This is a genomic window from Loktanella salsilacus (assembly GCF_024206795.1).
Lineage (GTDB): Bacteria > Pseudomonadota > Alphaproteobacteria > Rhodobacterales > Rhodobacteraceae > Loktanella > Loktanella salsilacus.
The window spans coordinates 1,832,754-1,846,373 of sequence record NZ_CP072994.1; the positions used below are offsets into that span (position 1 = coordinate 1,832,754).

At 58.5% G+C, this 13,620-nt stretch carries 14 protein-coding genes and 1 tRNA gene; 8 read left to right on the plus strand and 7 right to left on the minus strand.

Annotated elements, in window-relative coordinates; genetic code table 11:
• Positions 1-17 precede the first annotated feature (17 nt).
• Positions 18-101: transfer RNA gene (locus KBW81_RS09030), tRNA-Leu, on the minus strand.
• Between the two features lie 173 nt (positions 102-274).
• Between KBW81_RS09030 and KBW81_RS09035 the strand changes: the two genes are divergently transcribed.
• Entirely contained in the window at positions 275-742 is a 468-nt protein-coding gene (locus tag KBW81_RS09035) for a Hint domain-containing protein (RefSeq protein ID WP_254246938.1), read from the plus strand.
• A 58-nt stretch (positions 743-800) separates the two neighbouring features.
• Here KBW81_RS09035 and KBW81_RS09040 read toward each other — a convergent pair whose 3' ends face one another.
• Entirely contained in the window at positions 801-2,453 is a 1,653-nt protein-coding gene (locus tag KBW81_RS09040) for an NAD(P)H-hydrate dehydratase (RefSeq protein ID WP_254246939.1), read from the minus strand.
• A gap of 174 nt (positions 2,454-2,627) precedes the next feature.
• On the opposite strand from KBW81_RS09040, the gene KBW81_RS09045 reads away from it, so the two are divergent.
• Together KBW81_RS09045 and glnA are read left to right on the plus strand one after the other, a co-directional pair.
• The gene (locus KBW81_RS09045; protein ID WP_090187754.1) at positions 2,628-2,966 is read left to right on the plus strand and encodes a P-II family nitrogen regulator; all 339 of its coding nucleotides are present in this window, start codon (positions 2,628-2,630) and stop codon (positions 2,964-2,966) included.
• A gap of 51 nt (positions 2,967-3,017) precedes the next feature.
• Positions 3,018-4,436, plus strand: a complete 1,419-nt coding sequence (gene glnA, locus KBW81_RS09050) for a type I glutamate--ammonia ligase (protein ID WP_090187482.1) — start codon at positions 3,018-3,020, stop codon at positions 4,434-4,436.
• Between the two features lie 521 nt (positions 4,437-4,957).
• Here the strand turns inward: glnA and KBW81_RS09055 are convergent.
• The gene (locus KBW81_RS09055; RefSeq protein WP_254246940.1) at positions 4,958-5,215 is read right to left on the minus strand and encodes a hypothetical protein; all 258 of its coding nucleotides are present in this window, start codon (positions 5,213-5,215) and stop codon (positions 4,958-4,960) included.
• A gap of 95 nt (positions 5,216-5,310) precedes the next feature.
• Between KBW81_RS09055 and KBW81_RS09060 the strand changes: the two genes are divergently transcribed.
• A complete protein-coding gene (locus KBW81_RS09060) occupies positions 5,311-6,372 on the plus strand; it encodes an IS630 family transposase (RefSeq protein WP_254246941.1) in 1,062 nt (353 codons plus the stop codon).
• Positions 6,373-6,750: 378 nt separating this feature from the next.
• On the opposite strand, the gene KBW81_RS09065 is transcribed toward KBW81_RS09060, so the two are convergent.
• The gene (locus tag KBW81_RS09065; protein ID WP_254246942.1) at positions 6,751-7,188 is read right to left on the minus strand and encodes a DUF6314 family protein; all 438 of its coding nucleotides are present in this window, start codon (positions 7,186-7,188) and stop codon (positions 6,751-6,753) included.
• Positions 7,189-7,270: 82 nt separating this feature from the next.
• Here KBW81_RS09065 and purB point away from each other — a divergent pair, with 82 nt between their 5' ends.
• Positions 7,271-8,578: an adenylosuccinate lyase gene (gene purB / locus KBW81_RS09070; RefSeq protein ID WP_090187475.1), complete on the plus strand. Its 1,308-nt coding sequence runs from the start codon at positions 7,271-7,273 to the stop codon at positions 8,576-8,578.
• 67 nt (positions 8,579-8,645) lie between these two features.
• Here the strand turns inward: purB and KBW81_RS09075 are convergent, their stop codons facing one another.
• On the minus strand, positions 8,646-9,296 hold the full coding sequence (locus KBW81_RS09075; protein ID WP_090187473.1) for an acyl-homoserine-lactone synthase: 651 nt from the start codon (positions 9,294-9,296) through the stop codon (positions 8,646-8,648).
• A 147-nt stretch (positions 9,297-9,443) separates the two neighbouring features.
• Complete coding sequence (locus KBW81_RS09080) at positions 9,444-10,040, minus strand: helix-turn-helix transcriptional regulator (RefSeq protein WP_245754156.1); 597 nt, start codon at positions 10,038-10,040, stop codon at positions 9,444-9,446.
• A 139-nt stretch (positions 10,041-10,179) separates the two neighbouring features.
• Here KBW81_RS09080 and KBW81_RS09085 point away from each other — a divergent pair, with 139 nt between their 5' ends.
• The 3 genes from KBW81_RS09085 to KBW81_RS09095 are packed head-to-tail and all read left to right on the plus strand — an operon-like array spanning position 10,180 to position 12,788.
• A complete protein-coding gene (locus tag KBW81_RS09085; RefSeq protein ID WP_254246943.1) occupies positions 10,180-10,662 on the plus strand; it encodes an autoinducer binding domain-containing protein in 483 nt (160 codons plus the stop codon).
• Between the two features lie 44 nt (positions 10,663-10,706).
• Positions 10,707-11,786: a FliG C-terminal domain-containing protein gene (locus KBW81_RS09090; RefSeq protein ID WP_090187465.1), complete on the plus strand. Its 1,080-nt coding sequence runs from the start codon at positions 10,707-10,709 to the stop codon at positions 11,784-11,786.
• A 24-nt stretch (positions 11,787-11,810) separates the two neighbouring features.
• Complete coding sequence (locus KBW81_RS09095; protein ID WP_254246944.1) at positions 11,811-12,788, plus strand: lysophospholipid acyltransferase family protein; 978 nt, start codon at positions 11,811-11,813, stop codon at positions 12,786-12,788.
• Positions 12,789-12,792: 4 nt separating this feature from the next.
• On the opposite strand, the gene KBW81_RS09100 is transcribed toward KBW81_RS09095, so the two are convergent.
• Positions 12,793-13,506: a DUF1223 domain-containing protein gene (locus KBW81_RS09100; protein ID WP_254246945.1), complete on the minus strand. Its 714-nt coding sequence runs from the start codon at positions 13,504-13,506 to the stop codon at positions 12,793-12,795.
• Between the last annotated feature and the right edge of the window lie 114 nt (positions 13,507-13,620).

Consider the following 13,620-nt stretch of genomic DNA (forward strand, 5'->3'; position numbering starts at 1 on the left):
CTTCTGTCTATAAATCTTGGTGCGGGTGAGAGGACTCGAACCTCCACGCCTTGCGGCGCCAGAACCTAAATCTGGTGCGTCTACCATTCCGCCACACCCGCATTAAAACAGGGGCGAATTTCATTCACCCCCGGCTTTGCGCGGTGTCTATCAAAGGTCACACAGGGATGCGAGTGCAAATCGTCATCCTCAAAAAGGCGGGACTCTGCCCTTTTTACGCCTTAGTTCTAAACCAGAGATTGAGGCAGACATTAGCAAGAGCGGGAAACACGCCATGCAGACCGGGACAATGACACGCGACACCGTCGCAAAAGCAGCCGTAACCCTGACATCCGGGATATGTGCCGAAACGACGATTCTGACACTGAACGGAGAGATGTGCGTCGAGGACCTGACGCCAGGTACCCGCATCATCACCCGCGACAGCGGCATGGCCGTCCTGCGGTCGATCACGTCGGAAACCCTGCGTGTTGCACCGATCCGCATCAAGGCCGGCAGCCTTGGCCACACCCGCCCTGACCGCGACATGCTTGTCGCACCGGGCACCCAGATCCACATCCGCGACTGGCGCGCAGAGGCGCTGTTTGGCAGCCCCGCCGCCATGGTAGAGGCACAGCGCCTTGTCGACGGCGAATTCCTTGCCGTGCAAGACGCCTGCGAGATGACAGTCTACACCCTGACATTCGACCGCCAGCACATTGTCTATGCTGACGGAATTGAGATGGCATCCGCCGCCGTCTAAACTCTTCATGTGATACATGAACGTCAAAGGTCAAAGCCCTGGAGGCTTTGACCTTTTTTTATTTCTCTAAATCGCGCAAGACGCCGGGCAGTGCCTCTGGCAGGTCTTCTGCGATAAGCCCCGGACCAAACGCGCGCGCGCATTCGACATGTAGCCACGCGCCAAACTCGGCCGCCTGCATCGGTGCGAATCCCCGCGCCATCAGCCCGGTAATGAACCCCGCCAGCACATCACCAGCCCCCGCCGTTGCCAACCACGGCGCGCTGCGGTCATAAACCGCCGCGTTGACGCTGCAGCGCCCCGACGGGTCCGCAATCACCGTATCGGGGCCCTTGAACAGCACCGTGCATCCCGCCCGCTGCGCCGCTGCGCGCGCAGCGTCCACCTTGGAATAGGCCGGGCCGGTCAAGGCAGGCGCATCCAGCTTTTCAGTAATATCGGGAAACAGCCGGGCAAATTCGCCGCCATGCGGCGTCAGCACACATTTGTCATGGAGCAACGCAAACAAATCCGCATCTTGCGACAGCAGCGTCAGCGCATCTGCATCCAGCACCAGCCCGCGTCCCGCCGTCAAAGCCGCACGCACCAAATCCGCCTCGCGCGCGCCAGTCCCCAGACCCGGACCCAAACACAGCGCATTGATTCGCTTGTCCGTCAGCACCTCGCTCAGCGCATCAGCGCCCGGCACCCGGCGCAACATCACCGCATTCAGCTGCGCCGCATTCTCGATCAGCGCTGTTGGCGGACACCCAACAGTCACCGCCCCCGCACCAATCCGCAAAGCCCCCCGCGCCGCCATCCGCGCCGCGCCGCCCTTGCCAACCCCGCCGGAGAGAATCAGAGCGTGGCCGTAATCGTATTTGTGGCCCCCGTATTTCGCCAGCTCCCGAGGCGCGGCGACCAACCGTACAGCCCCACTAGGTGCAGCAGCGGGCAAACCGATATCAACATAGACGACTGTCCCACAGTACTGCGGGCCATCCTCAAGGTAATGCCCTAGCTTGCCGCGGTGAAATGTCACCGTCAGATCAGCTGCAGCGCATAATGCCTGTCCTCCGCTGTTCCACCTTCGTACTGCGGATTGAAGTATCCGGCCACTATCGGCGCAAATTCCGCTAGGCAGATCGAGACTAACCACGACAGGAAATTGCGGCAGATGTTCGGCAAGGCCTAAGCCGCAGCCGCCATCCACACAATCGCAAGCATCGCGCAACGTTTTGCCGAGCGCTTCCAGCGGACGGGTCAACCCTGTCCCAAAAAGCGCGTCCACGATCAGGCTCGCTCCATCGCACCACGCCAAGCCATCCAAGCCAAGCGGCGTAACCACCCCGACCTCCGCCCACCGCTCATAATTCAACCGCGCATCCGGCGGCAACGCCTCGGCATCGCCGTACAGAAAAACCTCTACCGCCCACCCGGCCTCCCGCAACAACCGCCCGACGACAAACCCGTCACCGCCGTTATTGCCCGGACCACACAGCACCACCGCGCGCCGGGTCCTCCCTTCTTCTGGTCTTAAATACCTCGGGGGTGCGGGGGCTGGCCCCCGCTCTACATCAGCGCTGCCCACAAACTCCGGCCACTGCGCAAAAATCGCGTCCACGACGCCCTGCCCGGCCCGCTCCATCAGCTCCAGTCCAGTCACGGCACCAGACTCAATCGCGCTACGCTCAACGGCGCGCATTTGGGCAGCGGTCAGCAGTTCGGTCACAGTTTCAGCACCTTTAGTTTTCATATCGCACAAAAAACAATCAAACCGCACATTTCTGCAGCGCGCCGCCTAATTTGTGCCGGTCTTCGCTTGCACCTTGCGCGCCGTGAATTGTTCCTGTCTGTCTATGATGGTCTGACCGCGACAAGACCGCAACCAAGGGGGGCGAAACCTGTGAAAAAGATCGAAGCCATCATCAAGCCGTTCAAGCTGGACGAAGTGAAAGAAGCCTTGCAGGAGGTTGGCATTCAAGGCCTCTCCGTTGTCGAGGTGAAGGGTTTCGGCCGCCAGAAGGGCCACACCGAACTTTACCGCGGCGCTGAATACGTCGTCGACTTTCTGCCAAAGGTGAAACTTGAAATCGTCATCGCTGACGATCAGGTCGATGCCGCCATTGCGGCGATCATCGCGGCAGCCAAAACCGACAAAATCGGCGACGGCAAGATTTTCGTCTCTCCAGTCGAGCAGGCGATCCGGATCCGCACCGGCGAAACGGGCGATGACGCGCTGTAAGCGCTGAACCGCGACACTCCACACGATCAAGACTGAAAAGGACCTCTCTCGATGAGCACCAAAGATTTTCTAAAACTGATCAAGGATGAAGAGGCCGACTACGTCGACATCCGCTTCACCGATCCAAAAGGTAAACTTCAGCACGTCACGCTCGTGTCTGATCTGGTGGACGAGGACTTCATCGAAGAAGGCTTCATGTTCGACGGCTCCTCCATTGCTGGCTGGAAGTCGATCGACCAGTCCGACATGAAACTCGTGCTGGACACCACCAGCGGCTACGTCGATCCGTTCTACGCGGAAAAGACCGTCTGCGTGCATTGCACCGTGGTCGAGCCCGACACGATGGAGCCCTACGACCGTGACCCGCGCGGCACTGCAGAAAAGGCTGAGTCCTATCTGAAGGCATCGGGCATCGGCGACACGTTCTATTGCGGCCCAGAAGCTGAATTCTTTGTCTTCGACGACGTGCGCTACAGCGTTTCGATGAACAAAGTGTCCTTCCAGGTCGATGCTATCGACGGCGCATGGAACACCGACACCGATTTCCGTTCGGAAACTGGCGTTGGCAACACGGGCCACCGTCCGGGCGTCAAAGGCGGCTACTTCCCCGTCAACCCAATCGACGACGCACAAGACATGCGCGGCGAGATGCTTTCCACCATGAAGCGCATGGGCATGAAGGTCGACAAGCACCACCACGAAGTCGCATCGTGCCAGCACGAACTTGGCCTGATCTTCGGCACGCTGACAAAGCAGGCGGATGAGATCCAGAAGTACAAGTACGTCATCCACAACGTCGCCCAAGCCTACGGCAAGTCGGCAACCTTTATGCCAAAGCCAATGTCCGGCGACAACGGCACCGGTATGCACGTCAACATGTCGATCTGGAAAGACGGCAAGCCGCTGTTTGCGGGCGACAAGTATGCTGACCTGTCTCAGGAAGCGCTGTACTTCATCGGCGGTATCCTAAAGCACGCTAAGGCGCTGAACGCGATCACCAACCCAACTACGAACAGCTACAAGCGTCTGATCCCCGGCTTCGAAGCCCCGGTTCTGCGTGCGTTCTCTGCGCGTAACCGTTCGGGCTGCGTACGTATCCCTTGGTCCGAATCGCCCAAGGCAAAGCGCGTCGAGGCACGTTTCCCCGATCCAGCAGCCAACCCCTACCTGTGCTTTGCAGCACTGCTGATGGCTGGCCTTGACGGCATCAAGAACAAGATCGATCCGGGCCCCGCGTCCGACAAAGACCTTTACGATCTGCCGCCAGAAGAGCTGGCCGCAATCCCCACCGTCTGCGGCTCGCTGCGCGAGGCTCTGGACGAGCTGGAGAAGGATCACGAGTTCCTGCTTGCTGGCGACGTGTTCACCAAAGGCCAGCTGGAAGGCTACATGGCGCTGAAGTGGGAAGAGGTTTACGCCTACGAGCACACACCGCACCCGATCGAGTACAAGATGTACTACAGCTGCTAATCCACCTCGGATTACGGCAAGGAAGGGCGTCCCATCGGGGCGCCCTTTTTGCGTCTAGGGAAGCGGGCCGCTTGGCGCCTCACGGGCGGGTAGAACTGCTATTTGTTACTTTGGCTTTATATCTATTTGGGGTTCATGCCGTCTGCTAAACCGCTGTTTTGACGATTTGTAGGGGAGCCCGAATCTCAGGTAAGAGCCTTAGTTGATCGACTTGTGCTTCCGAGAGAATGGCCGCTGTCGCAACATCGCCAAAATCCCTTTTCAACTTCCGTAGTCCACGCCCGCTTAATCCGTGTCATATGCGCTTTATATTATTGCCTGATCTCGCGATCATCCAATATCATTGAAGCCGTGACCTTAGCGCGCCCTGCGGTTTGGAATGCAGTCTATAGCAACCAAAAATAAGTGGTAATCCCTCCCTAACGCGTCAAAAAACCGTCGCAATTAGGAAGGGCCAACAAGTTATGATCTTGGCGGTGCTTCAATACCAAATGGTATTAAATTTGAAAAACTCGCAACGACTAGCGCATTTCTTTAATGGCAATTTCAAGTTTCTCTTGAAGCTCTTTGTCCATTTCGACGGGCTTGGCAAAGCCTTCGTCAAGCACGATGATTCTGATATTGACCCCTTCAAGTACTATCTCCCGTGGAACATCGCAGAAGCACCTACCAATCTGGCAGATAAGCATTGAAGGTGGCTCACAGTTAAGTTGGGCTGACGCTGTCGTAGATTGAAGAGCTGTAACGCTAGCAATCACGGCCAATAACTTGAAATTCACAGTATTTTTCCTTTTAAATTGATCTATACTCCGAGTCCTGCGGAAGCCGAATTTGGTGACTTGACGGCTGGGTTTGGAACGATTCAGCTATGCCTATGATCCGCCCCGGCTTTCTTTCCTCAGCAGACCGCCTCGAGCTTGAGGCTTGCGTGCGTTGCCAGCGCGAGGACCACGGCATTGCCCGCCGGGCAAATGCGATCCTGCTGCTCGACGACGGGGAAAGCTGTGCTCGGATCGCAAAGTTTCTCTACTTGGACGACGATACCATCCGGGGCTGGCATAAAACCTTTCTGCAAGATGGTTGGGATGCGCTTGCTTTCGACGGCTGGAAAGGCGGTCAGTCCCGTATGACACAGGCACAGGAGGTTGCTTTATGCGCCTGGCTGGAAGCACGCTTCTGTCGCTCGACGGTCGAGATCAGGGCCCATGTCGCAGCTGAGTGCGGTCTGAACTATTCCCATTCTGGCTGCATCAAACTTCTGGCCCGACTGGGCTTTGAATACCGCAAGCCCAAGTCCCTGCCGCGCGTGGCATCAGCGGAAAAGCAGGCCGCTTTTATCGCATTATACGACCGCCTGATGCGTGAGTTACCAGCGGATGAAGCCGTCTACTTCGCCGATGCGGTGCATCCGGAATACCAGACCAAGCCTGCGTTTGGCTGGGTGAAAGTAGGATCAAATCCAGCGGTTCTCAGCACGGCAGGGCGCGGTCGTGTGAATATTCATGGGGCTGTGAACCTTGAAACCTTCGATGCACCCTTTGTCGAGCCCACAACCGTTGATGGCGTCAGTGCAGCACAGCTTCTGACCAAGATCGAAGTGCGCAACCCTGACAAGCGCATCATTCATGTCATCTGGGACAACGCGGCCTACCACAAAGGGCCCGATGTCAGAGCCTTCCTCGCCAGGGCAGCTTGCCGTATCCATCTGATCCAGCTGCCGCCTTACTGCCCTCATCTCAATCCCATTGAGCGGCTTTGGGCCGTCTTGCATCAATACGTTACCCACAATCGCTACTACCCAAGTCAAAAGCAGTTCGCCGACGCCATCCTTGCATTCATGCGTGAAACCATCCCGCAGGAATGGACGAAGTTCCGCGACAAGGTCTCAGACAACTTCCGCGTCATAACCTACGAAAACTTTCGGGTTTTGAAGTAGTGGCGGTATATAGTTATAAACCGTAATATTTTTATTCGTGGATAGCTATAAAATAATATCGAAATTTCTGGTCGTAGGGTTAAGCATACCTCAAATGCAAATAGTTTCCTTTTTTGCTCCAATGGTGCAATGAGAGCGCGGGCCTTCCTGCCAAAAACGACCGTTTGTTGGATGATCTCGAAAGCGGCCAATGGCGCAGGGGCAGCGAGTGGCCACAAAGCCTACGAAGTCGACATTCAGAGCTGCCAAAACCTCAATTTAAAACTGAATTAGCAATGTAGGATTTTGACTGCTCGACATAACCCACACATTCATAGGTAAAGAAACGCCCAATTAGCTTCCAACATGACCTTCACCACTCAGTCTACACGAGTCCCGCTACGGGCGCTGCCACATCGTCCACATCGTGTAATCTTTGCGCGGGCCGGTCACGGTCCAGACCGCATGCCACTGTGGCCAGCGGCTGAAATCATGGTGCGCGCGGTAGGTGTCGGGATCGCAGGCGTGCACGGCCTGATGCACTGACGCCGGGTTGAACTGGATGAAGTCGCGCCCATCGGCAAAGCGGATCGTGATCATGCCGCCCGAGAAGTCGTACAGATAGCGCCGCTCTGCCTTTAGCGGGGCGGCGCTGCCAATGTGCAGCAGGCCCGATTCGTCATAGATTGCGCCGCTGTCACCGTCCGCCACGAATTGCGCCGTGCCCTCGAACAACCCCGCCTGCCCCGCATGGCGGTCCTCAATGCGGCGCGTCAGCACCCAATCGCCCAGAAAATCATCCCGGGACTTGCCTTGTGTCCATTTGGTTTCCGCCACGGCAGCCTCCGCTTCTTTTCATTCTGGCCCGGTCCCAGTATGACGCCCACAGCGTCGCTGCCAATCCCGAAAGGTTCTGCCCATGATCCCGCGTTATTCCCGTCCCGAGATGGTTGCCATCTGGGACCCGGCCACAAAATACAAAATCTGGTACGAGATCGAGGCGCACGCCTGCGACGCCATGGCAGATCTGGGCGTGATCCCGCGCGAAAACGCCGAGGCCGTGTGGAAAGCCAAGGACGTCACCTTTGACGTGGCCCGCATCGACGAGATCGAGGCCGTCACCAAGCACGACGTCATCGCATTCCTGACGCACCTGTCCGAACACATCGGCGCAGACGAGGCACGCTTTGTGCACCAAGGCATGACGTCCTCTGACGTGCTGGACACCACGTTCAACGTCCAGCTGGTGCGCGCCGCCGACATCCTGCTGGCCGATATGGACCGCGTGCTGGCCGCGCTGAAAAAGCGCGCCTATGAGCATAAGGACACCGTCCGCATTGGTCGTAGCCACGGTATCCACGCCGAACCAACCACGATGGGCCTGACCTTTGCCCGATTCTATGCCGAAATGGACCGGGGCCGCGCCCGTCTGGTCAACGCCCGCGCTGAAATCGCGACCGGCGCAATCTCTGGCGCTGTCGGCACCTTTGCCAACATCGATCCGGCTGTCGAAGAGCACGTCTGCAAGCAACTGGGCCTGACGCCAGAGCCGATCAGCACGCAGGTCATCCCGCGCGATCGTCACGCGATGTTCTTTGCCACGCTGGGTGTGATCGCATCCTCGATGGAAAATATCGCCACCGAAGTGCGCCACATGCAGCGCACCGAAGTGCTGGAGGCCGAGGAGTTCTTCTCTCCTGGTCAAAAGGGATCGTCGGCGATGCCGCACAAGCGTAACCCGGTGCTGACCGAAAACCTGACCGGCCTTGCCCGTCTGGTCCGCATGTCCGTCACCCCTGCGCTGGAAAACGTCACGCTGTGGCACGAGCGCGATATCTCGCATTCGTCTGTCGAGCGGACCATCGGCCCAGACACCACCGTCACCCTAGATTTCGCGCTGAACCGTCTGGCGGGCCTGATCGAAAAGCTGGTGATCTATCCTGAAACCATGCTGGCGAACATGAACAAGTTCCGCGGTCTGGTGATGTCGCAGCGCGTGCTTCTGGCCCTGACCCAAGCCGGCGTCAGCCGCGAGGACAGCTATAAGCTGGTGCAGCGCAACGCGATGAAGGTCTGGGAAAAAGGCGCTGATTTCAAAACAGAGCTGCTGGCCGACGCTGAAGTCACCGCGGCCCTGTCGCCTGCGCAGATCGAAGAAAAGTTCGACATTGGGTATCACACCAAGCACGTCGACACGATCTTTGCCCGCGTGTTCGGCAAAGACTAAACAAAGGCCCTTTTGGGCAACAGTGGTATGGCCGGGCGAGCATCACAGCGCGCCCGGCCATATTGCGTTAAACAGATGGCGCGTGCAGCGGCTGCGGCTGCGCCCGGTGGGTGGCGCGGGGCACATCGGCGACACTGCGCGTGACCGGCATCGACAGCACCGCGTAGCGGCGACCATCGTTGTCATTGGTATAAGGCGCGCCAATCCGCTGCGCCCCAAAGCCCAACTGCCGCAGCGCCCGCATCAACGCCAGCGGCGACAGCGACATCAGCTGCGTCGCGCCCTGATCTGCTGCGACATTGATCAAACCCTGCACGATCATCGTCAGGCAGGCGCTCCGCTCTGCCTGCGTTTCCACAGTTTCTGACATCACCAGACGGGTGCATTCCCAGATATCCGCGCTGACGATATCTTCGCCCAGCACCTCTGGCGGGATGTCGATCAGCTTACCCTGCACGGCGTCGCGCAGCATATAGCTATGACTGCCCCAGGTGGCCGTCGTCGCCATTGCCCGTGCGCCGCCGATGACTTCGCCATCTCGCAGCACAAGCGAATACCATGCCTTTGGGTTGTCGTATTGGTCCATCTCGACAAAGTCGTCATGGGGGATATGCCAGCCCAGCGTGTCGACAAAGAACCGCTTACGCAGGCGCAAAAAATCGTAAAAAGCAGAGCCATGCAGGTGCAGGGTCGAAAGATTGAAGGTAATGTTTTCCATGGTGGATTCTCCTTTAGGATGAATCCATTTTTAGGCAAAGTCGCTGTAGAAGTCTCAACCGCAGTTCACATACCAAAAAGAATGTACAGCTCAGAGTGGTATTGGGTACAACGAAATACCAAGCCGCAGCCGCCGTTTGATCGGCCCTTAGATCAGCTTAAATTGCCGCGCCATCGTGGCCGCCTGCGTGCTGGTATGGGCCCCCAGCTTGACCTTGGCGTTCTTAAGCCGTTGCTTCACGGCCCCTTCGGTCACGCCTAGATCAAAGGCAATCTGCTTTAGCCGCTTGCCGTCCTTCACCATCGCCAAGGCTTCCAGCTCTGCATTGGTCAGGTTCGTGGGCGGCAGCATTTCAAGGTGGCGCCGGGTCAAAAACGCAACCAATAGCCGCGCCTCTAGATCCTCAAATTCGCGATCTGGGCGGGTGAAACTTGCAAAAGACCGGTGGCCTTCTAGGTTCTCATCAAAGACAGCCACCGTAAGACCAAACCGCAACCCAAAGGCAGCAGCCATGGTCAGAACCCCATGAGGATCATCGCCGCGCAGGTCCGACCAGCGCATAAAGCCTGTATTTGCATAGGCCCACCGCATCACAGGGTCGAACAGCATCAGGCGGTTCTTGGTATAGTGGTCAATCCAGTCGGTCGGAAGCGCATTGATCTCTTCCATCGGGAAAGCAAAACCGATACGCAATGCGATATAGTGCCCGGATGGAGAAACACGTTCAACGTCCTGAGGCGTCATCTGTCGGACCATCAGTTAACGTCGCCTTATAGTTAAACTGCGCATTACACTTTTGGATAGTAAGCTACCCGACCGTGAAAGAAAATCAGCTTTTCGCTGTTAGTGAAACCTGAACCACCAAGCCACAGGATTGTGAAAAATGTCAGACGTTACGCAGATGCTGAAACGGTTAGAACATGCTTCGGGTCTTGCACCTGCAGGTTATGCGCTGGCTTTTCACATTCGTTACACAACACCGACATTATTGCTACAGGCCTACCCTAAGGCGTGGACGACCTATTATTCGCTGCATGCTTTGGTCATGGCCGATCCGACCGTGTCATGGGGCTTTAGCAACGACGGCAGCTGCCGCTGGTCTGATTTGACCGATGATCCATCGCGGGTGATGCAGCGTGCGGCGCAGCATGGTCTGAACTATGGCATCGTTTGCGCGCTGGAAACCGACGGCAGCCGCAGCTTTGGCAGCTTTGCACGGGCGGACCGCGAATTCACCCAAGACGAAATCGACGAGCTGTCCGAAGTGCTATCCGAACTGCACGACGCGACCAAATCCGTAGAGGATCTGTCGCCAGAAGCGATCGAAGCGCTGCGCGGTATGTCGATTAACTACGCCAAGGGCTAGGCACGTTTACCATTCATTGACCGCTCTGACGCTAATGTCGGGGCATGCTGAATGCCTTTGATCCCCTTCCCGATTCTGCGCCGTTTGGTGCGCCCAGTCCCTCTGGCACGCTGCGGTTAACGCGCAAGCGTAAGGCGGCGCTGATTGTGCAATTGCTGATCAGCGACGGCAATAAACTGGCGCTGTCCAGCATGCCCGATCATGTGCAAGAGGATTTGGCCCGCGAACTTGGCGCGATCAGGCTGGTGGACCGGGATACGGTGAACGCAGTGGCCACCGAATTTGCCGACCTGCTGGACGCCATCGGCCTATCCGCCCCCGGCAACGTCGATGCCGCGCTAGAGGCGTTGGCCGGTCATATCTCTCCGCATCTCGCGGATAAACTGCGCGATCAGCTTGATAACCGCACCGGGCGCGATCCGTTTATCCGGCTGCAAAACCTGACCACGGATGAGGTGGTCAAAGTTTTATCGAATGAAAGCATACAGATCGGGGCAGTTCTTTTGTCCAAACTGCCCGTGGCCCGCGCGGCAGAAGTGCTGGGCAAACTGCCCGGCGAACGCGCCCGGCGCATCACCTTTGCCGTGCGCCAGACCGCTGATATCGCCCCGGACGCCGTCACGCGGATCGGGCATGCGCTGGTGTCCGACTATTGCCGCACCCGCCTGACCGCCTTTGAAAAGGCCCCGGTTGAACGGGTGGGCGCGATCCTGAACTCTAGCCCGGCGCTGACCCGCGACGATGTGTTGGTTGGCCTTGACGAATCCGACGCCGATTTTGCCAAGGATGTGCGCAAGGCGATCTTTACCTTCGAAGACATCCCAGCCCGCGTGCGCCCCATCCACGTCCCCGGTTGCCTGCGCGTGATCGAAGCAAGCGACCTGGCGACCGCCATGGCCTTTGCCCTTGGCAACGGCGGCAAACGCGAAGAGGCGGCGAATTTCATCCTCGATTGTATTTCCCAGCGCATGGCATCCAGCATGAAAGAAGAAGCCGCCGAACGCGGCACCCCCAAAACCGTGGACGGCGAGGCGGCGATGAACGCCGTCAGCGCCGCGATCCGCGCACTTGCCGACGACGGCACCATCAGCCTGATAGATCCAGACGCCGAGGAAGAGGGTTAAGGCATCTCAGCCCGGCCCGCCCATATGGCGGCCCTGCCCCAACGCAGGACGCAAGCTGCGGGGCTTTTCAAAGTCGCGCTTGGGCACTACCTGACTGATATGACCGATAACGCTCAAACCGATCCGACCGACCCGCAGGCCGCCCCCAGCGGCAGCCGTGGCCAATGGCTGCAAAATCTGGTGCTGCGCGCCCTGATTGGCGGCATGAACCTGCTGCCTTACCCCATGCGGATCGGTGGCACCGGGGCCATTGTGGCCCGCGTGATCGGCCCGCTGGCAGGCTATCGCCGCCGCGCCATGATTAATCTGGCCGATGCCTATCCGGACATGGACAAAGCCGCCCGCCGCGATCTGGCAACCCGCGTGCTGGATAACTTTGGCCGGACGTTGATGGAAAACTACGCCAACCGCGACTTTGCCGCGCAATTGGCGCAGACGATGCCGCGCGGCGACGGCGTGGAGGCCGTGCGCGCGGCGCAGGCCGCAGGCCGCCCGATCATCTTTCTGACCGCGCATTTCGGCAACTTCGAAGCGCCGCGTCACGTCCTGACCCGCGATGGCACGCGGATTGGCGGACTTTATCGCCCCATGGCGAACGCCTATGTCGATGCGCACTACCGCGAAACCATGACCAGTTGGGGCGGCCCTGTCTTTGCCCAAGGCAAGCGCGGCACGATGGGATTTGCCCGGCACATCAAGGGCGGCGGCATGGGCACGCTATTGTTTGACGTCCATGTCTACGGCGCGCCGGCGATTGATTTCCTGCACCGCCCGGCGCTGACGTCAATGGCGGCTGCGGAAATGGCGCTGCGCTTTGACGCGCTGCTGGTGCCCTATTTCGGTATCCGCCAGCCCGATGGCCTGTCCTTTGACGTGGTCGTCGAATCGCCCATTCCGCACAGCGATCCCCTGACCATGATGACTGACGCCACAAAACGGCTAGAGGCGCGGATCGCAGATCACCCCGAACAGTGGTTCTGGGTGCATCGCCGTTGGAAATAAGGCGCTAGCGCAGCTGAACTGCGCCCAACACCGCGCCCGCAGGGCCGTCTTGGATAATGGCCACCACAGGCTCGTCGCCCGTCACGTTGACCTGCAATGACAGCGGCTGCGACGTGTTCCACTCTCCTGCTTCGGCCCAGCTGGTCACGACATTGCGGTATACCACCGTCTTGCCAGCATTCTCGCCCTTATGAATCTCGCGCGTGATACGGGGCGTATAGCGCACGATCTGCACCAGTGCGCGGGCAGGCACAGCGCCAACGGCAGTGGCGCTGATCGTCGCCACATCGCCAGTGCGGCGCAGTGACACCTGAACCGGATTATTTTGCGCCGGATGGGCCGCAATCGCGTCCATTGCTACGACCGGATGGCTGCCGACAAATTCCTTGACCCCAGCCACAACCATTTGCGGCGTATAAACATTCCGCGCCTGCCACTCCTGCGCATAGCTGCGCTGGCGGGCGGTATAGGCGGGGCTGCCCAGATCGTCTTTCCAGCCGATATAATCCCAATAATCCACATGCAGCGCCAAGGCGATCACGTCATCGCGGTCTGCGATCTGTTCGAAAATGCGGTCGGCAGGCGGACAACTGGAACAGCCCTGAGAGGTGTAAAGCTCTACCACCGTGCCCCAATCTTGAATGCCCCGGTCCTGCGCACCCAACCCGGATCCGGCGAAGAGCGCTCCGATAACAGAGGCAGCAAAGACATGACGCATGGCAGCACTTTCCAGACATTTTCTATTTCTATGGTGTAAGAAAAAGACTTTGTAATGACCAATCAAGCATTTGCGACGAGGGTGTCGCAACGTCTTGCCGGCCATAGCAACCCA